This window comes from Pseudomonas sp. ATCC 43928 (genome assembly GCF_005938665.2).
GTDB lineage: Bacteria > Pseudomonadota > Gammaproteobacteria > Pseudomonadales > Pseudomonadaceae > Aquipseudomonas.
This window is the reverse complement of record NZ_CP041753.1, coordinates 4,765,972-4,786,400: the sequence shown is the minus strand read 5'-3', so window position 1 is coordinate 4,786,400 and position 20,429 is coordinate 4,765,972. Positions and strand designations below refer to the sequence as shown.

At 59.6% G+C, this 20,429-nt stretch carries 22 protein-coding genes; 5 read left to right on the top strand and 17 right to left on the bottom strand.

Going from position 1 to position 20,429, the window contains the following annotated elements; genetic code table 11:
* Positions 1–143: 143 nt before the first annotated feature.
* Complete coding sequence (gene minC, locus FFH90_RS21730) at positions 144–881, bottom strand: septum site-determining protein MinC (protein ID WP_026331736.1); 738 nt, start codon at positions 879–881, stop codon at positions 144–146.
* A 118-nt stretch (positions 882–999) separates the two neighbouring features.
* Here minC and FFH90_RS21725 point away from each other — a divergent pair, with 118 nt between their 5' ends.
* Positions 1,000–1,932 carry a lipid A biosynthesis lauroyl acyltransferase gene (locus FFH90_RS21725; protein WP_064619271.1) on the top strand — a complete coding sequence of 311 codons (933 nt, stop codon included), beginning with the start codon at positions 1,000–1,002 and terminating at the stop codon, positions 1,930–1,932.
* A 35-nt stretch (positions 1,933–1,967) separates the two neighbouring features.
* Positions 1,968–3,140, top strand: a complete 1,173-nt coding sequence (locus FFH90_RS21720) for a patatin-like phospholipase family protein (RefSeq protein ID WP_111454643.1) — start codon at positions 1,968–1,970, stop codon at positions 3,138–3,140.
* Between the two features lie 51 nt (positions 3,141–3,191).
* Here the strand turns inward: FFH90_RS21720 and FFH90_RS21715 are convergent, their stop codons facing one another.
* From FFH90_RS21715 to puuE, 7 genes are all read right to left on the bottom strand, one after another.
* Positions 3,192–3,977: an outer membrane protein OmpK gene (locus FFH90_RS21715; protein ID WP_018925184.1), complete on the bottom strand. Its 786-nt coding sequence runs from the start codon at positions 3,975–3,977 to the stop codon at positions 3,192–3,194.
* 482 nt (positions 3,978–4,459) lie between these two features.
* Positions 4,460–5,818: a nucleobase:cation symporter-2 family protein gene (locus FFH90_RS21710; RefSeq protein WP_018925185.1), complete on the bottom strand. Its 1,359-nt coding sequence runs from the start codon at positions 5,816–5,818 to the stop codon at positions 4,460–4,462.
* A 107-nt stretch (positions 5,819–5,925) separates the two neighbouring features.
* Positions 5,926–7,227: a urate hydroxylase PuuD gene (locus FFH90_RS21705; RefSeq protein WP_019648213.1), complete on the bottom strand. Its 1,302-nt coding sequence runs from the start codon at positions 7,225–7,227 to the stop codon at positions 5,926–5,928.
* A gap of 51 nt (positions 7,228–7,278) precedes the next feature.
* On the bottom strand, positions 7,279–7,782 hold the full coding sequence (locus FFH90_RS21700) for an ureidoglycolate lyase (protein ID WP_018925187.1): 504 nt from the start codon (positions 7,780–7,782) through the stop codon (positions 7,279–7,281).
* Positions 7,783–7,897: 115 nt separating this feature from the next.
* On the bottom strand, positions 7,898–8,893 hold the full coding sequence (gene alc, locus FFH90_RS21695; protein WP_007940834.1) for an allantoicase: 996 nt from the start codon (positions 8,891–8,893) through the stop codon (positions 7,898–7,900).
* A gap of 88 nt (positions 8,894–8,981) precedes the next feature.
* Entirely contained in the window at positions 8,982–9,497 is a 516-nt protein-coding gene (uraD, locus tag FFH90_RS21690; RefSeq protein WP_018925188.1) for a 2-oxo-4-hydroxy-4-carboxy-5-ureidoimidazoline decarboxylase, read from the bottom strand.
* The gene (gene puuE, locus FFH90_RS21685; protein ID WP_007940832.1) at positions 9,494–10,420 is read right to left on the bottom strand and encodes an allantoinase PuuE; all 927 of its coding nucleotides are present in this window, start codon (positions 10,418–10,420) and stop codon (positions 9,494–9,496) included. The genes uraD and puuE overlap by 4 nt, the downstream gene beginning before the upstream one ends.
* Before the next feature lie 435 nt (positions 10,421–10,855).
* Between puuE and uraH the strand changes: the two genes are divergently transcribed.
* Complete coding sequence (gene uraH, locus FFH90_RS21680) at positions 10,856–11,209, top strand: hydroxyisourate hydrolase (RefSeq protein ID WP_138866071.1); 354 nt, start codon at positions 10,856–10,858, stop codon at positions 11,207–11,209.
* A gap of 190 nt (positions 11,210–11,399) precedes the next feature.
* Here the strand turns inward: uraH and FFH90_RS21675 are convergent, their stop codons facing one another.
* From FFH90_RS21675 to FFH90_RS21665, 3 genes are all read right to left on the bottom strand, one after another.
* Positions 11,400–12,026 carry a LysE family translocator gene (locus FFH90_RS21675; RefSeq protein ID WP_018925190.1) on the bottom strand — a complete coding sequence of 209 codons (627 nt, stop codon included), beginning with the start codon at positions 12,024–12,026 and terminating at the stop codon, positions 11,400–11,402.
* A gap of 72 nt (positions 12,027–12,098) precedes the next feature.
* Positions 12,099–13,448, bottom strand: a complete 1,350-nt coding sequence (locus FFH90_RS21670; protein ID WP_064619262.1) for an NCS2 family permease — start codon at positions 13,446–13,448, stop codon at positions 12,099–12,101.
* Between the two features lie 361 nt (positions 13,449–13,809).
* A complete protein-coding gene (locus FFH90_RS21665) occupies positions 13,810–14,265 on the bottom strand; it encodes a MarR family winged helix-turn-helix transcriptional regulator (protein WP_138866070.1) in 456 nt (151 codons plus the stop codon).
* A gap of 82 nt (positions 14,266–14,347) precedes the next feature.
* Here FFH90_RS21665 and FFH90_RS21660 point away from each other — a divergent pair, with 82 nt between their 5' ends.
* Positions 14,348–15,514 carry a PLP-dependent aminotransferase family protein gene (locus FFH90_RS21660; RefSeq protein WP_138866069.1) on the top strand — a complete coding sequence of 389 codons (1,167 nt, stop codon included), beginning with the start codon at positions 14,348–14,350 and terminating at the stop codon, positions 15,512–15,514.
* Positions 15,515–15,614: 100 nt separating this feature from the next.
* On the opposite strand, the gene FFH90_RS21655 is transcribed toward FFH90_RS21660, so the two are convergent.
* From FFH90_RS21655 to FFH90_RS21635, 5 genes are all read right to left on the bottom strand, one after another.
* A complete protein-coding gene (locus FFH90_RS21655; RefSeq protein ID WP_105339707.1) occupies positions 15,615–15,986 on the bottom strand; it encodes a glutathione S-transferase N-terminal domain-containing protein in 372 nt (123 codons plus the stop codon).
* A 101-nt stretch (positions 15,987–16,087) separates the two neighbouring features.
* Positions 16,088–16,633 carry a GTP cyclohydrolase I FolE gene (gene folE, locus FFH90_RS21650; protein WP_007988130.1) on the bottom strand — a complete coding sequence of 182 codons (546 nt, stop codon included), beginning with the start codon at positions 16,631–16,633 and terminating at the stop codon, positions 16,088–16,090.
* A 77-nt stretch (positions 16,634–16,710) separates the two neighbouring features.
* Positions 16,711–17,268: a Smr/MutS family protein gene (locus FFH90_RS21645; protein WP_008005647.1), complete on the bottom strand. Its 558-nt coding sequence runs from the start codon at positions 17,266–17,268 to the stop codon at positions 16,711–16,713.
* A gap of 87 nt (positions 17,269–17,355) precedes the next feature.
* Complete coding sequence (locus FFH90_RS21640) at positions 17,356–17,676, bottom strand: hypothetical protein (protein ID WP_018925195.1); 321 nt, start codon at positions 17,674–17,676, stop codon at positions 17,356–17,358.
* Positions 17,677–17,807: 131 nt separating this feature from the next.
* Positions 17,808–18,398, bottom strand: coding sequence for a cysteine hydrolase family protein (locus FFH90_RS21635; protein ID WP_018925196.1), 591 nt, complete (start codon positions 18,396–18,398; stop codon positions 17,808–17,810).
* Between the two features lie 238 nt (positions 18,399–18,636).
* Here FFH90_RS21635 and prmB point away from each other — a divergent pair, with 238 nt between their 5' ends.
* On the top strand, positions 18,637–19,545 hold the full coding sequence (gene prmB / locus FFH90_RS21630; protein ID WP_138866068.1) for a 50S ribosomal protein L3 N(5)-glutamine methyltransferase: 909 nt from the start codon (positions 18,637–18,639) through the stop codon (positions 19,543–19,545).
* Positions 19,546–19,602: 57 nt separating this feature from the next.
* Here the strand turns inward: prmB and FFH90_RS21625 are convergent, their stop codons facing one another.
* On the bottom strand, positions 19,603–20,394 hold the full coding sequence (locus FFH90_RS21625) for a hypothetical protein (RefSeq protein WP_019648220.1): 792 nt from the start codon (positions 20,392–20,394) through the stop codon (positions 19,603–19,605).
* Positions 20,395–20,429: the final 35 nt, after the last annotated feature.

Genomic DNA, 20,429 nt, shown 5'->3' with positions numbered 1-20,429 from the left:
CTACTGCAGTCGGACAGCCTTGGCTGGAATCCGGTTTTGAGCGGTATCTACCCCCGGTAAACACTGCTTTTAGCCTTTTTCCTACTTCGTTTGAGCCGTTTTCGCTACGTTTTAGAGATGCTTGGAAAATGCGGCAGTATCCGTTAAAGCCGAATGATGTTCAACACGTCACCCGACAGGCTGACTTGTACTCCGGCGCCCCACAATGGATCGCGGCGCAGGTCCTCGGAAACCTTGTAGTGACCGGCGATGGAGACCAGTTCAGCGGTCATTTGCTGACAGAAAATCCTGGCTTTCGTATCACCTTTGACGCCGGCCAGCACACGACCGCGCATCGCGCCGTATACATGGATGTTGCCGTCGGCGAGAAGTTCCGCCCCCGGGCTGACCGACGAAATCACCACCAGATCGCTGCCCTGGGCATAAATCTGCTGGCCACCACGTACTGGCGACGTGATGATTTTTGTCGGTTTGATGGTCGGCTCCGGTGGTTTTTCCGGTTTTTTCGCTACGACGCCTTCGAGCGGGTCGAGCGGGCGTTCCCGCGCGCCGGACGGCGGCAGCACTGGCAGATCCACCGCAATGGCGGCGGCGATGTCTTCAATGCGGCTGGCACGGATCGCCAGGGTGCGCAGGCCATGCTGGCGGCAGATGCGCATCAATCCCGGCAGGTCGACCGAGCCTTCGCTGGCCGGGAGTTTGTCCAGGGCCAGTACCAGCGGCGCGTTACTGAAGAAGTTGGGCGCCTGGGCGACCTTGGCGGCCAGTTGCCGATCAAGGTTCTCGAGGTCGTTACGGGCCAGTTCCAGCACCGTAATGGCCAGCATGCTGCCCTTCAACTGGAACACGGGATCTTGGTCTAGCGGTTCGGTTTGGCTCATGGTCGGCATACAACGGCTTGTCACTAAAAGTGCCGAGACTTATAACGAGAACGCCCGCAGGCCGCAAGCCGGGTCGAACGATGTAGAATGCGCGGCCATTAACTTTCCGGAACCTTTAATGGAACGCCCGCGATTTCGAACAGCATTTCTTTCTCCGCGTTTCTGGCCGCTGTGGTGTGGCCTGGGGCTGTTGTGGCTGATTGTTCAGTTGCCGTATCCGGCGTTACTGGCGATCGGTCGCGCCCTGGGTGCATTGATGTACCGAGTGGCCGGCGACCGACGGCGCATTGCCAAGCGCAATCTTGAGCTGTGTTTCCCTGAAAAATCCGCTGCCGAGCGCAAACGCCTGCTCAAGGAAAACTTCGCGTCCACCGGCATCGCCTTCTTCGAGATGGCCATGAGCTGGTGGTGGTCGCGCAAGCGTCTGGCGAAACTGGCCCATGTCGAAGGCCTGGAGTATTTGAAACAGGCTCAGGCGCAAGGCAAGGGCGTGATTCTGATGGCTGTGCACTTCACCACGCTGGAGATCGGCGCAGCGTTGCTCGGTCAGCAACACACCATCGATGGCATGTACCGCGAACACAAGAATCCGCTGTTCGACTTCATCCAGCGCCGAGGCCGCGAGCGGCACAACCTTGACTCGCTGGCGGTGGAACGCGATGACGTGCGGGGCATGCTCAAACTGCTGCGCGCAGGGAGAGCGATCTGGTACGCACCGGATCAGGACTACGGCGCCAAGCAAAGTATCTTCGTGCCGCTGTTCGGGATTCAGGCGGCGACTGTCACCGCCACCAGCAAATTCGCACGCTTGGGCAAGGCGCTGGTGGTGCCGTTCACCCAGGAGCGCCTGGCTGACGGCAGCGGTTATCGACTGGTGATTCATGCCCCGCTCGAAGGCTTTCCCGGCGAGACGGAAGAGGCCGATTGCATTCGGATCAACCAATGGGTGGAAGGTGCGTTGCGCGAATGTCCGGAGCAATATCTCTGGGCGCATCGCCGCTTCAAGAGCCGCCCACCGGGCGAGCCGAAACTGTACGCCAAACGCGGTTGAGTCACCGATCCCTTTAAGCACCATGGAGTGTTGCAATGAGTCCTGCTGAACCGGTTACAGGGTTGATTCTTTCCGGCGGTGGGGCTCGTGCGGCCTATCAAGTAGGCGTGCTGGCAGCGATTGCCGAGCTGCTGCCGATGGGGGCGACGAATCCGTTTCCGGTGATCGTCGGCACCTCGGCCGGTGCGATCAATGCGGTCAGCCTGGCCAGTGGGGCGATGGATTTTCGGAGTGCGATCGAGCGTCTGACGGCCTTCTGGCAAGGTTTTCGCAGCCATCTGGTATTACGCAGCGATTGGCCGGGGGTGATTCATCAGGCCGCCCGTTTTGTCAGTCACAACCTGATGGGCATTGGCTCGCCGGTGCCGGTGGCCCTGCTTAACAGTTCGCCGCTGCGCCGCTTGCTTAATCACAAACTGCACATGCCCGGGATTGCCGAAGCGATTGCGCAAAAGCAATTGCGGGCCGTAGCGGTTACAGCGTTCGGCTACGAGTCCGGCCAGGCCGTCACGTTTTATCAGGGCGGCGGCACCATCGAATCCTGGTTGCGCCATCGGCGAGTCGGCGTGCCGACCCAACTGACTGTCGACCATCTGCTCGCCAGTTCCGCGATTCCGTTGCTGTTCGCACCGGTAAAAATCGGCGAAGAATATTTCGGCGATGGCGCGGTGCGTCAATCGGCACCGATCAGCCCGGCCCTGCACCTGGGCGCCAGTCGCGTGCTGGTGGTGGGCGTCAGCGGCAACCCGCGCGGGATCGATCCGCAACAGCCGCTGCAACGTGCCTACACCGGTCAGCAGCCGACCCTGGCGCAAGTCGGTGGGCACCTGCTCAACAGTACGTTCATTGACAGCCTGGAAAGTGACATCGAGTTGTTGCAGCGTCTGAACCAGTTCAGCCATCTGCTGCCCGATGGCATCTCGAGTCGTGCATTGGGAGCGGCGCCAGTGGATGTGTTGGTGATTTCACCGAGTCAGCCGATCGATGAAATTGCCGCGCGGCATCGCCAGGAACTGCCGGCAGCCTTGCGCCTGTTTTTACGCGGGCCGGGGGCGACCAAGACCAGCGGGGCAGGGGTGCTGAGTTATCTGCTGTTCGAGGCGGGGTATTGCAGCGAATTGATTGATCTGGGGCGGCGCGATGCGTTGGCCAAGCGCGATGAGCTGTGCCGGTTTCTGGGGTTGGTGGAGCCTGCGGTTCCGGCTTGAGGTTTGTGGTGTGGCAATCGCGGGCAAGCCTTGCCCGCGAAGCTTTTACGATCAGAAGTGGAACTTCACCAGCAAGCTCGTGTTGCTCTGATCGGTCTTGAAGTACTGACTGTCCCTGATCCCGTACTTGTCCGACCAATAGTCGTACTCGACACCCACATACAACTGCTTCTCGCCAATGTTCAGCGCTTTGCCCAAGTCGTATTTGATCTGCGGGTTGAAGTGCAGGTTGGCGTGGTAGGTGCCTTTGCTGTTCTTGTCGTTGTCGACCACCCAGTCCATGAAGCCATCGATCAGGATGTTCGAATCGCCCACCGGAATGGTGTAGGACCAGACCGGGGTGATCTGCCAGACGTTGTCACCAGGGCGGCTGCCTTCGGTGTGACGCTGGTAGAAGTTCAGCTGGAAGTAGTCGAAACCAGGAATCGCCAGGTCGAAACCCGGACCGATCAGGTAAGACTCGGTATCGCCTTCACCGAACTCGTACGTCATGGCCAGCAGCACGTCCTTGACCGGGCCGAACTCCAGTTTCTGGTCGAAGATTTTGCCAAACGACAAGCGCGGGCTGATTTCGCCGTAGTAGGTGTTCGAACCGACGCCGGGGTCGTCCTTGCCGTTGTAGAAAATCTTGTCGACGAACATGAAGTTGTCGCCGTATTTCCATGCATCGGCGTGCTCGAAAGTGACGGTTTGCTGAATGCGCGGGTTGACCTGGAAGTCCTTGCCATAGAGGTAGGTCAGGCTGTTGTTCTGCCATTGCAGCAAGTCGCCGGCCATGGCCTGGCCCCCGGCCAGCAAGGATCCCGCGAGCATCAGACTGGTGCACGTACGTTTCATTCGGTTGCTCCCAAAAAGTAGGTGGTTCCACGTTATTTTTCTAAGGTCGGCGCTCTGGTGTGGCGCCTTTTCTTGCTGCTGTAAAAAATCATCCATGCGGTCAGCTTTGGTGCTGTTAGCAAGAGCTGAGCCAAGGCTTTCAAAAAGCCAAAGAACGCCCGTTCGGCTGTTCGAAAACAGTCGATCGAGCGTTATTTTTGAATGCCTTGATACTGCCCAGAGCCGGGGTAAGTTGGCTTTCCGGTCAGGAATTAAATCCGGGCTTTTTTTTAGACCGGATTCGGGCGGCCGCGGAGAATACTGACTCCTTGGCCAGGTCTCAAGTGCCCCGCAACAGAGCACTGGCGACAGGTGTGGGGCATTGCTGAACGACAGACTTGTCTGGGTACGAATCATCTGTTGCTCCCTCTTGTTTTTATTGTTTGAGGTGCAGGCAGCCACCCCTGTGGGAACTCGCCACAGGGTGTGTGCTTTGTACTGTGTCAGTGCGTGTGGGCGTGGCAGTCGTTGACGGCTGCGCGTTCGTGACCGCCGAGGATGTTGAACAACAGGTTCAATGCCAGGGCGCTAAGCGTGGCCATGGCTATGCCGCTGTGGGTGATCGGGCTCATCCACATGGGCAGGTGGGCGAAGAATTCCGGGCGCACCACCGGGATCAGCCCCATGCCGATACTCACCGCCACCAGCAACTGGTTGCGCCGGTCACCGATGTCGGCCTCCTGGAGAATCTTGATCCCGGTGGCGGCGACCATGCCGAACATCGCAATCGCCGCGCCGCCGAGTACCGCCGGAGGTATCGATGCCACCAGGAACGCGGCTTTCGGCAGCAGGCTCAGCACGATCAGTAAGCCACCGGCGACGATGGTCACCGAGCGGCAACGTACGCCGGTCATTTGTACCAGGCCGATGTTCTGAGCGAATGAGGAGTGGGTGAAGGTGTTGAAGAAGCCGGCGAAAAACGAAGCACCGGCATCGCACAGCAAGCCGCGACGCAGCATCCGCGGCGTGACGTCCTGGCCGGTGATTTTGCCCAGCGCGAGGAACATCCCGGTGGACTCGACGAAGATGATTACCACCACCAGGCACATGGACAGAATCGGTGCGAGCTCGAATTTCGGCATGCCGAAATGCAGCGGGGTGACGATTTGCAGCCACGGCGCCTGGTCCATGCCGCTGAGGTCGACCATGCCGATCACGCCGCAAATCGCGTAACCCAGGCACATGCCGATCAGCACCGAGATGTTGACCCAGAATCCGCGCATGAAGCGGTGGACCAGCAGAATGGTGGCCAACACCAGTGCAGCAATGGCCAGGTAGACAGGTGAACCGAATTGAGCCGCGCCAGCGCCGCCACCGGCCCAGTTCACGGCTACAGGGAACAGCGATAAACCGATCGAGGTGATGACAGTGCCGGTCACCAGTGGCGGGAAGAAGCGCACGACCTTGGACATGAACGGTGCGATGAGCATGCCGAAGAAACCGGCGGCAATGGTCGCGCCGAAGATCCCTTGCAGGCCGATGCCGGGCATCCCGGCCATGGCCACCATGCTGCCGACCGCGGCGAAACTGGCGCCCATCATCACCGGCATGCGGATGCCCATCGGGCCGATGCCCAGCGACTGGACGATGGTGGCAATGCCAGCCACCAGCAGGTCGGCGTTGATCAGGAAGGCGATTTCTTCACGGTTCAGGCCGGCGGCCTGCCCGATGATCAGCGGCACTGCAATGGCGCCGCCGTACATCAGCAGAACGTGTTGCAGACCGACCAGAATCAGTTGCACAAGGGGTAAACGTTGAATGGCGGGTGCGTCGGGGATGCGCGCTTCGGATAGCTCGGACATGCAACACCTCGGATCTTTTTTATTCTTGTGATTTTTGTATCAGGCAGACCTATGGCGAGGGAGCTTGCTCCCTCGCCACACAAGCCCTGTCTCCATCAAGTTTTTACTTACTTGGTCGGAGCTCCCTGAACAATCCACGCGCCGATCAGGTCACGTTCCTGCTGGGTCATCTGGGTGATGTTGCCCAGTGGCATGATCTGGCTGGTGACCGCTTGAGCCTGGATGCGGGCAGCGTTTTGGCGGATCTGTTCTGGCGTATCGAACATCACGCCGGCCGGTGCGGCACTGAACAGCGGGCTGGTGGGTTTGGCCGAGTGACAGACCGCGCAACGTTCCTGAATCACGCTGTGAACCTTGTCGAACGTCGGGCCCTGATTCGAGGCTTGGGCCGGTGCAGCGGCAGGCGCATCAGGTTTCGCCGCTTCAGGTTTGGCACCACCGCCCAGGGCGGTTTCCGGCAGCGGCTGGTACTCGATGGTCCCAGGTGCCTTGGCCACTTCAGGTGCGCTGGACATCGGCGCCGGGCCGGTCACGTAGGCCAGGCAAATCATGCCGACCGCCGCAACGGGCAGGGTCCAGGCGAATTTGTGGCTGTCGTGACGGGTGTTGAAGTAGTGACGCACCAACACCGCCAGCACCGCGATCCCGGCCAGGATCAGCCAGTTGTACTGGCTGCCGTACGTGCTCGGGAAGTGGTTGCTGATCATGATGAACAGCACCGGCAAGGTGAAGTAGTTGTTGTGCCGCGAACGCAGCAAACCTTTGGCCGGCAGCGCCGGATCGGGCGTGCGGTTTTCGGCGATCGCCGCCACCAGTGCGCGCTGGGCTGGCATGATGATGCGGAACACGTTGCCAACCATGATGGTGCCGATGATCGCGCCGACGTGCAGGTACGCGCCACGACCGCTGAACACTTTGCTGAAGCCGTAGGCGGCGCCGATGATCAGCACGAACAGGATTGCGCCTAGCAGGGCAGGGCGTTTGCCCAGGGCCGAGTCGCAGAGGAAGGAGTAGATGAACCAGCTGATGAACAACGAGCCGAGGCCGATAGCCACGCCTTCAGGGCCGCTCAGGGTGCTGCCCGGAGCCAGCAGGTACAGCGTCGGGTTGGAGTAGAACACCACGCACAGCAGCGCGATCCCCGACAGCCAGGTGAAATAGGCTTCCCATTTGAACCAGTGCAGGTTGTCCGGCATGGTCGGTGGAGCCAGTTTGTATTTTTCCAGGTGGTAGATACCGCCGCCATGGATTGCCCACAAATCGCCCGCCAGCCCGTTTTTCGGGTTGACCCGATTGAGGTTGTTTTCCAGCCAGACGAAATAGAACGACGCGCCGATCCAGGCCACGCCAGTGATCATGTGAACCCAGCGCACGCTCAGGTTCAGCCATTCCAACAGATGTGCTTCCACAGTCTTTACCTCTCGCCTGTCACCCTTGTTGTCGAGTGATCAGACCTTCTCTTATTGGTGGGGGGCGAGGATCAAACACTCATCCTCTTGGAAAAAATGCTCATCGCAGTTGTTGCCTGTGCCACTGCGATCAACCACCAGGAAGTCATCCCGCTTTTCGATCGTCAGCACCGGGTGGTGCCAGACGCCGCGATGGTAATTAATGCCCTGCCTGCCGTTGGTGACGAAGGCGCGGACCAAGCCTGATACAGGTGCATCGCCAAGTGGCGCGACCACGATCAGAAAGGGGTTGCCGAGCAGCGGAATGAACGCCTGACTGCCCAGCGGATGGCGCTCCAGCATGCGCACGGTCAGCGGCATGTCCTGCGCGTCGGCGCGGAAGATGCTGATGATCGCCTTGTCCTCTGGCGTGGCGGTTTCCACCGTCGCCAGTTTGTGGAAGCGCATGGTCGAACCGTTGTTGATCATGAAGTGATCGCTGCCGTCGGTTTCGATCACGTCACCGAAAGGGGCGAAGGCTTCTTTGGTCAGCGGTTCAATCGTCAATGTGCGCATGCTGGTCTTCTTAATCTCGAATGTGTTGGGGTACTGCTTTTGTAGGAGCCGGCTTGCTGGCGATGGCGTCAGTGAGGGCGCTATCGCCAGCAAGCCGGCTCCTACAGGCTCGGCATTACTTCGCGACCTTGCCGAGAACGCGCAGGCGGCTCACACCACCATCCGGGAACACGTTCAGGCGGATGTGGGTGATCGGGCCCAGCGCCTTGATCTGTTCGGCGAAGGTGTGTTCGGCGTGCATTTCCAGCTTCTGGCTTGGCAGCAGTTCGCGCCAGAACAGCGATTGGGTTTCGATCTGGCTGTCGGTGCCGCCCTTCACGAAGGCGCCCTGGATCGAGCAACTGTCCGGGTAGTTGCCCTTGAAGTGCAGGGTGTCGACGATGACTTTCTCGACTTCACCCGCATGGCCCAGCGCGACGATCACCCAGTCATTGCCCGGGGTACGACGACGTGCGGTTTCCCAGCCATCGCCCATGTTGATGCCACGGCCCGGGTTGAGGATGTTGCTCATGCGGCCGAAGTGTTCATCGGAGCAGGCGAGGGCGCGACCGCCGTTCAGGGCTGCAGCCAGGTCGACTTGTTCGTTGTCGCCAACGGCCGACCAGTCGCGGAACGGAATGCCGTACACGCGCAGACGGGCCACGCCACCATCCGGATAGATGTTGAAGCGCAGGTGGCTGAACGCCTGGTCGTTATTGATTTCGTGGTAGTGATGGCTGTTGCCCTGCAGCTCGACGGCCGACAGCACTTCAGTCCACTGGGTGTTTTCGTCCGGCTCGCCCGAGGCCAGGAAGCAGGCTTCCAGGGAGGCCGATGGCGGGTAGTTGCCGGTGAAGAATGAAGTGTCGATGTCCACGCCTTTGATCGAACCCGGTACGCCCAGGCGGATCACCGCGCTGTCGTAGCCTTCGAAGCGCTTGCGGCGCGACTCCCAGCCGTCCATCCACTTGCCGTTGTCATCGAACACGCCCTCCTTCCACACGGCCGGGGTCGGCTGGAACAGACGGTTGGCGTCTGCGAACCAGTCATCGGTGACCGAGATGATTTTGGTGCCCAGACGGGCGTCGGCCAGGTTGACGAACTTCTCGAAAGGTACGGCGTAAGCTTTCATTCTTCTTGTCTGCCTTTAATAAGTTGGCTTGGGATGCTTGCAGTGCCCTGGGTGCTGTTTGCGTTTGAGAACACTCGGGCAAAGCTCGCTATAGGGTCAGTAATCGGAACAACGCGATCTTGTTGATCTGCGCCAGCGCGCATTTGAATTCGGTGTCGACCGAATTGTGAATGCGCGTTTCGAACGCCGCGAGGATCTGATGCCGGTCGCTGCCTTTTACCGCCATGATGAAGGGAAACTTGAACTTGGCCTTGTAGGCGTCGTTCAGCTCGGTGAAGCGCTCAAACTCTTCGGCCGTGCATTGGTGAATACCGGCGCCAGCCTGTTCATGGGTGCTGGCTTCGGTCAGTTGGCCCTGGACGGCAGCTTTGCCGGCCAGGTCCGGATGCGCGTTGATCAGGGCCAGTTGGCTGGCGTGATCGGCGCTCATCAGGATGTCGCTCATGCGCTGGTGCAGTGTTTCGATCTCGTCGATCGAGGTGTCCTGGCCCAGATCGAAGGCTTTTTCGGCCACCCATGGCGAGTGTTCGTAGATGTCGGCGAAGGCGGCGACAAACGCGTCGCGGCTCAGGGTCGAGGGTTTCAGTGTCTGGAAGTGGCTCATTTGGCAGCCCCTTGGTACGGATGGGTTTGCTGCCAGTGGCGAGCGATGTCGACGCGGCGGCTGAACCACACCTGTTCATGACTTTTAGCGTATTCGATAAAGCGCTTGAGTGAGGCCAGGCGCGCCGGGCGGCCGATCAGCCGGCAGTGCAGGCCGATCGACAACATTTTCGGTGCCTCGGCGCCTTCGGCATACAGCACGTCGAAGGCGTCTTTCAGGTATTCGAAGAAGTCGTCGCCCTTGTTGAAACCCTGGACCTGGGTGAAGCGCATGTCGTTGGTGTCCAGGGTGTACGGAATCACCAGGTGTGGCTTGCCGGTCGGGTTGTTCGGTTCCCAGTAGGGCAGGTCGTCGTCGTAGGTGTCGCAGTCGTAGAGGAAACCGCCTTCCTCCATCACCAGCCGACGAGTATTCGGACCGGTGCGGCCGGTGTACCAGCCCAGTGGGCGCTCGCCGGTGATTTCGGTGAGGATGCGGATCGCTTCGAGCATGTGCTCGCGTTCCTGCGCTTCGTCCATGTACTGGTAGTCGATCCAGCGATAGCCGTGGCTGCAGATCTCGTGGCCGGCCTCGACCATCGCGCGGATCACGTCCGGGTGACGCTGGGCGGCCATGGCCACGGCGAAGATGGTCAGCGGGATGTCGAATTCCTTGAACAGTTTCAGAATCCTCCAGACGCCGGCACGGCTGCCATACTCGTAAAGGGATTCCATGCTCATGTTGCGCTCGCCTTGCAGCGGCTGCGCCGAGACCATTTCCGAGAGGAAGGCTTCGGACTCTTTATCGCCGTGAAGGATATTGCGCTCGCCACCTTCCTCGTAGTTGAGCACGAAGGACAGGGCGATGCGGGCATTGCCCGGCCAGTGTGGGTGAGGAGGGTTACTGCCGTAACCGATCAGGTCGCGTGGGTAGTCAGCGCTCACTGCAGTCTTCCTTCTTGTTCGTGTCGACTTGTTCGAAGTCAGGGTGTGTGTGGCGGCCTGGCGATGAGAGGGCAGGCTGGCGTCACAGCGATGGAGTGATTGTATACAACTTTATATTCACTTTGTAAGCCTGATTTTTTGCATTTTTCACTGACTGCTCTCATTGGAGGGTACTGCAAGAAACCTGCCTGACTGGTCAGCTAATGGATAGAAGGTCCACTGATCTTATGGTTTGGCGCAAGATTCGCCCGCAAACCATGAATGCCGTTGGTGGTCGTAAAAATGTCGTTTTTATTGTGTACAATTTTTTTGAAAAATGTCTTAATCAGTCGCTCACCGCAACTTTTCGTGCTCCGGAACGGTGCGGTGTCCTTTTCAACTGACTTCGGGAGGTGCGAGGTCTGACTGCTCCACGCAGGCAGGCGCGCAGAACCAATGGGACGTTTGACTACACACGTTTTGGACGCTGCACACGGTTGCCCGGGCAGTTCGATCAAGGTCGAGCTGTACCGCGTCGAAGGCTCGCAGCTGGAGCTGGTCGCCACGGCGCTCACCAACAGCGACGGCCGGGTCGATGCGCCGTTGCTGCAAGGTGATGACTACCGTACCGGGGTCTATCAGCTGCAATTTCATGCGGGCGATTACTACCGCGCCCATGGCGTTCAGTTGCCTGAGCCTGCGTTCCTCGACGTGGTGGTGCTGCGGTTCGGCATTTCTGCCGAACAGGATCACTACCATGTGCCTTTGCTGATTTCGCCATACAGCTATTCCACGTATCGCGGCAGCTGATCCCCCAAGCAGCTGCCTCAACCTGGAAGCGACTGCGCATATAGCTTCTTTGGTCTTTTGCCCGCTCACACTGCGGGCTTTTTTTCGCCTGGTGGAAAGTCAAAAGATCGCAGCCTTCGGCAGCTCCTACATGGAAACGCATTCCCCCTGTAGGAGCTGTCGAGTGCAACGAGGCTGCGATCTTTTGCCCTTAGCGGCTCAACAATGAGGCCGCGCCCGCACCGCTGAACAACCCGGCACTGACCCGGTTAAACCAGCTTTGCCCCTTGCCGCTACGCAGATACCGCGCCGCGCCATGAGCCCCCAGCCCATAAGCCAGCTTGCACAGCAGATCCAGCACGGTCCAGGTGGCAATCATCACCAGCAACTGCGGCAGGAACGGTTGTTCGGCACTCAAAAACTGCGGCAGGAACGCGGCAAAGAACAAAATGTCTTTCGGGTTGCTGGCGCCGAGCATGAACGCGCGCCCGAACAGTGCACGAAAGCGTGGCACCGGCGCAGCCTGGGGCACTTCGGCGCCCAGGGAGGGTTGGCGCGATTGCTGCCAGCTCTGCCAGGCGAGGTAGAACAGGTACAGCGCGCCGACGATTTTCAGAGCGCTGAACAGCTGTTCCGACGCCAGCAGCAATGCGCCCAAGCCGAACGCCGAAGCGCTGAGCAGGCAGATCGAGGCAAACACGCCTCCGAGAAACGCCGGGTAAGAACGACGCAAACCGTAATTCAGACTGTTGCTGATCATCAGCAAAGACAGTGGCCCCGGTATCAGGATCACCACCAGCGCAGCGCCGCTGAACAGCAGCCAGGTTTCCAGACTCATCACTATCCTCCCTATGCACAAAAGCCCCACCCGACGGGGTGAGGCTGGTTTGAAACGCGTACCGCGTGACGCTTACAAGAAGATGAACTTGGCGATGAAGATCGCGCAGAGCACCCACAGGCTGACGGATATTTCCTTGTACTTACCGGTGCCGGCCTTCAGCACCACGTAAGTGATGAAGCCCAGCGCGATGCCGTCGGCGACCGAGAAGGTCAGCGGCATCATGATCGCGGTGACGATCGCCGGAATGCTGTCGGTCGCTTCTTCCCATTCGATGTGCGCCATGCCGCCCATCATCAGCATCGCTACATAAATCAGCGCACCGGCGGTTGCATAAGCGGGGATCATGCCAGCCAGCGGTGCGAAAAACATTGCGGCAATAAATAGCACACCTACGGTCACGGCGGTAAGACCAGTCCGACCACCCGCCGCTACGCCAGCGGCACTTTCCACGTAACTGGTGACCGGCGGAACACCCACCACCGCCCCGAAAACGCTGGAGGCGCTGTCGGCTTTCATGGCACGAGACAGGTTTTCGATCCGGCCGTCAGCGTTCACCAGGTTGGCGCGCTGGGCGACGCCCATCAAGGTGCCGGCGGTGTCGAACATGTGCACAAAGAGGAAGGCCAGCACCACACTGATCATGCTGACGTTGAACACGCCGGCGATGTTCATGGCCATCCAGGTCGGTGCCAGGCTCGGCGGGGCCGACATGATGCCCTCGTAGTGCACCAGGCCCAGGCCCCAGCCGGCGAGGGTCACGGTGATGATGCTGATGAGGATCGCGCCGAACACTTTGTGGTAGCTGAGCACGGCGATCATCAGGAAGCAGATGGCAGCCAGCAGCGGGCCGGGCTCGCGCAGGGAGCCGAGCTTGATCAGGGTGGCCGGGCTATCGACGACGATGCCCGAGGTTTTCAGGCCGATCAGCCCCAGAAACAGGCCCACACCCGCACCCATGGCGAAGCGCAGGCTCACCGGAATGCTATTGAGCAGCCATTCACGAATCCGGGAAAAGGTCAGGAACATGAACAACACGCCGGACACGAACACCGCGCCGAGAGCGGTTTCCCAGTTGTAGCCCATAGTGCCGACCACGGTGTAGGTGAAGAATGCGTTCAGGCCCATGCCCGGCGCCAGGCCCACCGGCCAGTTGGCGTACAGACCCATCAACAGGCAGCCCAGCGCGGCGGCGATGCAGGTGGCCACGAACGCGGCACCGTGATCGATCCCGGCGTCGGCCATGATGTTGGGGTTGACGAAGATGATGTAGGCCATGGTGATGAAGGTTGTCAGACCGGCGATCAGCTCGGTCTTCACCGTGGTGCCGTGCAAGCTGAGTTTGAAGATGCGCTCCAGCCAGCCATTGCGTAACGGCGGCGAGAGTTCCAGCGTCGAGGCTTCGGATTTGCGGCTTTCCACAGCGAGTACTCCTCAAGAGTTTTATTGTTATTTCCAGGGCCGGACCCATGAGGGTGGCAGCGACCCTTTGAGGTGCTTGCGAATTTGTTGACCCAATGGTCAGGAACTCGCACGAAGCGAATTATGCTTTTGTATACAAATAAAGCAAATAATGTTTTTGATTTTGTAGACGAAAAAAATGGCAGGCGGGGTATATAGATATGAAATGTGATGTGTAGCGAGCTGTTTGTGGCGAGGGAGCTTGCTCCCGCTGGGGCGCGCAGCGGCCCGACTCAGGCGGTGGCAATTTTTCAGGCATACCGGCGTTATCGTTCTTTGCGACTGCTGCGCAGCCGAACGGGAGCAAGCTCCCTCGCCACAGTCAGGTGTCGTCCCGATCAACTCTGGTTACTTCCCCCAATGCCTGATTCACCGCCAACCACCCATTCACCGCCGTTTCCCCAGCCTCGGCAAACACTCGCTCGAGCAATTTCACCTGCTCGCGCCGCAACGACTGCTCGAACCGCGCGCCTTCCACAGTCAGTTCCAGCAGCCGCTTACGCTTGTCGGTCAGGGACGCGACGCTGTTCACCAAATGCATTTCCACCAACTGCCGCAGCGGAATGTTCAGCGCCTGCTTGGTCACGCCGAGCAGCGCCAGTAACTCCTTGACGCTCAGGTTCGGATAACGCGCGATGAAAAACACGATGCGCTGATGCACCCGGCTCAAGCCGCGACGCTCGAGCATTTCATCAGCCTTGGCGGTGAAGGCCTGATAGCCGAAGAAGAACGCTTCCATGGCTTGTTGCTGGGTGGTGGGGTTTTTAAGGTCAAGCATGTTGACGTATCCGCTCGTTCTGTCGTAATTTCGGTCAATCAGTTTGACTCATTTTCCTCAGGCCCCGCTACCGGTGACCCCCATGGCTTTTTCCGAACGTGTCTCGCGCCTTAAAAGTTCTTTGATCCGTGAAATCCTCGCCGCCGCCCAGCGCCCGGAAGTGATGTCGTTCGCCGGCGGTTTGCCGGCCGAAGCCATGCTGCCGAAAGTCGAATGGGCGCAGATGCCGCTGTCCATGGGCCAATACGGGATGAGCGAAGGCGAGCCGGCACTGCGTGAAGCGTTGGCGGCCGAAGCCCGGGCGTTGGGCGTGCCGTGTGAGGCGAGTCAGGTGCTGGTGGTCAGCGGTTCGCAACAAACCCTCGATCTGGCGGCCAAGCTCCACATCGACAAAGGCACCCAAATCCTGCTTGAAGCGCCGACCTACCTGGCAGCGTTGCAGATTTTTCAGCTGTTTGGCGCCGACTGCATCACCGTCCCGCTGGAGGCTGATGGCCCGAACCTGGCGCAACTGCGCAGCCGTCTGGAACATCACAAGCCAGCGTTCATCTACTTGATCCCGACGTTTCAGAATCCGTCGGCGGTGCGCTACAGCGAAGCCAAGCGCGATGCGGTGGCAGCGTTGCTCGACGAGTTCGGCGTGACCCTGATCGAAGACGAACCCTATCGCGAACTGACCTTCGATGGCGGCAGCGCCACACCGATCGTCAGCCGCTTGACCAAGGCCAGTTGGATCTACACCGGCACCGTGTCGAAAACCCTGCTGCCGGGCCTGCGGGTTGGTTATTTGATTGCCAGTCCGGACCTGTTCCCGCATTTGCTGCGGCTCAAGCAATCGGCCGATCTGCACACCAACCGCATCGGGCAATGGCAAGCGCTGCAATGGATCGGTACTGCGAAATACCAGCAGCATTTAGGCGAGTTGCGGGACTTCTACCGGGTTCGTCGGGATGCGTTCCAGTTGGCACTGGAGAGGCATTTTTCCGATCTGGCGGATTGGAACGTGCCGCAGGGTGGGCTGTTTTTCTGGCTGACGCTCAAGCAGCCGCTGGATACCCGCTCGCTGCTCAAAGCGGCGCTGGCAGCAGATGTGGCGTTCATGCCGGGCGAACCGTTTTTCCCTGAGCCGGATAACAACCCCGGCCATCTGCGGCTGAATTTCAGCCACATTGACCCGGCACGGCTGGACGAAGGGCTCAAGCGATTGGCAGCGGTGGTGCGTCAGGCCCAGGCGGCGCAAGCAGCCTGAGGCTGTTGGTGGGGGAGGGTGTAGAAACGAATAAACCGGCCAATTGGCCGGTTTATTTTTGTTCGGGTTTTGCGGTGTTTATACCGGCGCCACAGAAGCGTCAGACCGCAGCAAACCGCTTATCCAGATAATCAATGATCACCTTGGACTCATACATCCAGGTGGTCTGGCCATTCTCTTCGATGCGCAGGCACGGCACCTTGATCTTGCCGCCTTGCTCCAGCAAGGCCTGGCGATCCTGTTCGCTGTTCTTGGCATCGCGCAAGGCCACCGGAACGTTCAGGCGACGCAGGGTGCGACGGGTTTTCACGCAGAACGGGCAGGCATGGAACTGATACAGGGTCAGGTCCTTGGCGGCCGCTTCGACCTGGGCCTGAGCGGCGGCGGGGCGCTGCTTCTTACCTGGACGGGTGATGAAATCGATGAAGATGATCAGTTGGCCGAGGCCGACACGAAGCGCTTTTACGAACACGGTATAAGTCTCTCAGGGCAAACAGAAGGCGCGCAGCTTACCTGATTTTTCGCAGGCGAAAAAAAACCGGCGATCAGTGCCGGTTTTCTTCGTGCTGCGAATTACTTGATCAGGCTGAGAAACTCGCTGCGGGTGGCGGCGTTTTCGCGGAACTCACCGAGCATCACCGAGGTGATCATCGTCGAATTCTGTTTCTCCACACCGCGCATCATCATGCACATGTGCTTGGCCTCGATCACCACCGCCACGCCCAGGGCGCCGGTGACTTGCTGGACCGCATCGGCGATCTGGCGGCTGAGGTTTTCCTGGATCTGCAGGCGGCGGGCGTACATATCGACGATCCGCGCGACTTTCGACAGTCCCAGTACCTTGCCGCTCGGAATATAGGCAACGTGCGCCTTGCCGATGAACGGCAGCAGGTGATGCTCGCACAACGAGTAGAGCTCGATGTCCTTGACCAGCACCATCTCGCTGTTGTCGGAGCTGAACAAGGCACCGTTGGTGACCTCTTCCAGCGTCTGTTCATAACCGCGGCAGAGGTACTGCATGGCTTTGGCGGCACGTTTTGGCGTGTCGAGCAGGCCCTCGCGGGACACGTCCTCGCCCAATTGGCCGAGAATCGCGGTGTAATTCTGTTCCAGGGACATGAAACTACCTGTGGGATTTTACGCAAAGGGCAAGGGTACGGTGGCAAACACGGCGCTGCAAGCGTGAAGCGACAGCTTTACTCGTCGCGACCTTCCATCATGGTTCGTTTGAGCATCACGTAAACCGCTCCGGCGCCGCCGTGTTTCGGCTGGCACGAGGTGAAGCCGAGCACCTGTGGATGCTGACGTAGCCAAGTGTTGACGTGACTCTTGATCATCGGCCGCTTGCCGTCCAGACGCACGGCTTTGCCGTGGGTGACGCGCACGCAGCGGATTTCGAATTTAGTTGCTTCGGCCAGAAACGCCCAGAGGGTTTCACGGGCCTTTTCCACGTTCATGCCATGCAGGTCAAGGCTGCCTTCGAACGGAATCTGTCCGATCTTGAGCTTGCGCATCTGGCTTTCCTGAACACCGTCACGCGCCCACATCAGCTCGTCTTCCGGGCCGACATCAATCACAAACTGATCGGACAGCCCGTCAACGGTGGTCGCATCGGTGCGCACAGTGGCGGCCTGGCGCAGCTTGGCGATTTGCGCGCGGTCGGCCTTGGGTTTGCCGGTTTCAGCGCGATCGTGCTTGATCGGCTTGACGCCTTGGATCGCGCTTTTGAACAGGGAAAAATCGTCGTCTTGCATGTCAGCCTCCGCGAAGGGGGGGCAGTTTACCCAAGTCGGAGCGCTATCCATAACAATTGAGGCCCGTCAAAACGCCAGGCCTTTGATTCAGTCGTGTTTTTTCATCAGGTGCGGGGCTATGTTCAGCTCTCGCGACTGGCGCGAACGGCGACGGCAGCGGCGCCATAGCGACACGCCGAGGTACAGCACGAACACGCCCACCGCCAGAATGATCGACGAGCCCAGCGGGCTGGCATTCAACTCGCCCAACGCCGGTGGCCGCCCGAGCAGGCTGGCCGCGCCGGCCATCGCCAGCAATACACCGCACATCGCCAGCAGGGCAGCGAACGCTGCGCCGAAACGAAATCGCCAGTTGCGTTGGCCCTTGGGCCGCAAGCGGCGTGCATCAAAACCATCGGATAACTTCATTCCGACCTTCCTCAATGGGTATCGGCCCTTCGACCGGGAGTTGACCGGGATGTTCCTGAGGCTAGGGCAATTACGGCAAATGAGAGGCTTTTGCGGATGAGCGGCGGTTTGGGCCGCTCATCGACGGTCGATCAGATCAGATCGCGGGTCAGGGCGAGGGTGGCGAAGTTGTCCGCCATGATCGCCATTTCGGTCTGCTGAACGTGTTCGGCGCTGAGGATCCCGCCCTTGCAAGGCAAATCCCGCGTCGCGCAGGCGTCTTCCACCAGAGTGCAGCGAAAGCCCAGGTTCTTCGCCGCACGCACGGTGGTGCTGACGCTGGAGTGACTCATGAAACCGCAAACGATCAGGTCGAGCGAGCCCAGTTGTTGCAGGCGATCGTACAGTTCGGTGCCGTGAAACGCGCTTGGCAGCAATTTGCCGATGACGGTTTCGTCGCCCTGTGGCTCCAGGCCCGGGATGAACTCACCGCGTTCGCCCTGGGGATCGAACAGCCCACCGACGGTGCCGAGGTGACGCACATGCACGATTGGCCGACCGGCTGCACGGGCAGCGGTCAGCAGGTGTTTGATGTTCGCGACGGCAGCATCCATGCCGCTCAGGGCCAGCGGACCACTGAGGTATTCTTTCTGGGCATCGATGATGACTAGGGTCGCATGACCCAGATTGGCCGCTGCGTAACCACGGCCGCTGAGTTGAAACATCGTTTTTGGAACGGACATTCTGGGGCTCCTTCGGGTGGGGCTTTTGCGGCATTGTCCTCTGGCTGAGCGCTTCTGTGAATCGCTTCCATCGCAGGCACCGCCGTTGCTGGCTCGCAGCCTTGTCAAGATACTCGTTCTGTTCAATAGCTCGCTGAAAAAATAGAAGAGTCCTACATCTGATCCGGTGTTTTTCCTGCGTCGTCGCGGCGCCTTTTGGCTGTTAGAATCGTCAGTCGTTTTTTCTGGAGTCTACCCCGTGATCACTTCCCGCCTTCGTACCCTGCGTGACCATATCCGTTGGGCCGTCAGCCGCTTCCATGGGGAGGATCTGTTTTTCGGCCATGGGACCGACAACGCCTGGGACGAAGCCCGTCAACTGGTATTGGGTGCGCTGCACTTGCCGTGGGAAATCGCCGACGGCTATCTGGACTGCCGTCTGGAGGACGATGAGCTGGTCAATCTGCAACGCTTGCTCAAGCGCCGCATCGAAGAACGCATTCCGACCGCTTACCTGCTGGGCGAAGCCTGGTTCTGCGGTTTGTCGTTCATTGTTGACGAACGCGTGCTGATCCCGCGTTCGCCGATTGGCGAGCTGATCGAAAAACGTTTCGAGCCGTGGCTGGGTGCCGAACCTGCGCGCATTCTCGACTTGTGCACCGGCTCCGGTTGCATCGGTATCGCCTGTGCCTATGAGTTCCAGAACGCCGAAGTGGTTTTGGCCGACCTGTCGTTCGAAGCACTGGAAGTGGCTAACCAGAACATCGAGCGCCACGGTGTCGACGAGCGCGTGTTCACCGTTCAGGGCGATGGTTTCGATGGTTTGCCAGGGCAACGTTTCGACCTGATCGTGTCGAACCCGCCTTACGTCGATGCGGAAGATTTCGCCGACATGCCGGACGAATATCAACACGAACCCGAGCTGGGCCTGGCCTGTGGCGACGACGGTTTGAACCTGGTGCGCCGCATGCTCGCCGAAGCGGCGGATCATCTGACCGAGAAAGGTTTATTGATCGTCGAGGTGGGTAACAGCCAGGTTCACGTCGAGGCGTTGTACCCGGAAGTCGATTTCGCCTGGCTGGAGTTCGAGCGCGGTGGGCATGGGGTGTTCATGCTGACCGCCGAGCAGTGCCGCGATCATCAGGCGCTGTTCGCTTCTCGCGTCTGACCCCGAATATTGTGGTGAGGGAGCAAGCTCCCTCACCACAATTGGGTTTGATGTCGGTTACCGATGCGTGGCAATCCAGATCAACAACCCCGCCTGAAACACCGCAAACGCCACCAGACAGGTAATGGTAAAGCGCAATCCAGCGTCTTCACGCTTGTACTTGCTGACCTTTTCTTCGTGTTTCTTCAGTTTGACTTCCTGTTCCGCCAGGTTCTGCTCGGCTTGCTGGAGCATCTGCGCGGCTTCGAGGATTTCCACCTGTTGCAGCTTTTCGCTGTTCCAGTCGCCCAGCAAATCACCGATCTGCACCTCTTTGACGCTGCCCTTCAAATGCTGGGCATCGGCGTAGGCCACGTCAAAACCGTGCACCCGCAGAAAGTGGTCGCGGCGCAGGCGCGTGTCTTCGTTCAACGCGTCCTTGTTGTTCAGGTCGGTGCCGTCGACGGTGTAGGCGGGCCATCGTTTCTTCGCCCAAGTGATGCCTTGAGCCGCCATATAGCGCCCGATGCCACGGTTCATCGGCTCTATCTGCAAGCCGCTATCCGGAGCGAAATGCACGCGTTTGGCGGCGTGATCGACCCACACATCCAGATGATTCTGTTCTTTGCGTACCCGTTGGCCTGGCAGCTTGATGGCCATGCGCAGCAGGCTGTGCTCCTTGCTGTTGCGTTCGGCGTAACCGAATTCGACAAAGCGCAGCGGTCGGCCGCCGGTGTTACGGTCGGTTTGCAACGGCGCCAGGCGGAGCATTTTGTGGTGCTCGACGTGGACGTCCGCCCACGGCAGCTCGACCGCTGGCGGTGTGTCTTTTTCAGCGGTGGAGTCGGGTGAAGTCTGGGTATCAGTCATAACGGCGAGATCCTGTCCAAGCCCTGTTGCCGCCA